Genomic DNA, 568 nt, shown 5'->3' on the forward strand with positions numbered 1-568 from the left:
GGTCAACATCGGATACAGACCGAACGACAGGCTGGCGGAGTTGACCATTTCTTCGACCTGCGCCGAAACGGCTTTGGGCATACCCATGCCGCCGTAAGCCGGATCGCCACCGACACCGACCCAGCCGCCTTCAGCGTAAGTCTGATAAGCCTGTGGGAAACCGGCCGGCGTGGTGACGGCACCGTCCTTCCAGTGGCAGCCTTCTTCGTCGGCAGCTCGGCTCAGTGGCGCGATGCTTTTGCTGGTGACCTTACCGGCTTCTTCGAGAATGGCCTCTACGGTTTCCGCATCAACGGTCTCGGCCAGTGCCGGGAGTTCGGCCCAGAGTTTGGCGACTTCGAATACTTCATTGAGGACGAAGCGCATATCGCGCAGCGGCGCTTTGTAGTCAGCCATGGCAAACCTCGCAAGATCTAAACAGGTGGTTCGTGGAATGATGTTTTCTGAGCCCGAGTGTACCTCAACAACTTTTGCGACACATAGGGTCAACCGGTGACTGATTTGTTATTTTTAGTCACCAGAAAAAAATCGCCGCGATCTTTCGATCTGCCCTACAAAGCAAACGCCT

At 56.0% G+C, this 568-nt stretch carries 1 protein-coding gene; it reads right to left on the reverse strand.

The genetic code is table 11. From position 1 onward, the window contains the following. Positions 1-396, reverse strand: a 396-nt coding sequence (locus J5M71_RS26715) for an acyl-CoA dehydrogenase N-terminal domain-containing protein (RefSeq protein WP_207838493.1), incomplete at its 3' end; no start/stop codon positions are given. Positions 397-568: the final 172 nt, after the last annotated feature.

Source organism: Pseudomonas sp. 43(2021) (genome assembly GCF_017490805.1).
Taxonomy (GTDB): domain Bacteria; phylum Pseudomonadota; class Gammaproteobacteria; order Pseudomonadales; family Pseudomonadaceae; genus Aquipseudomonas.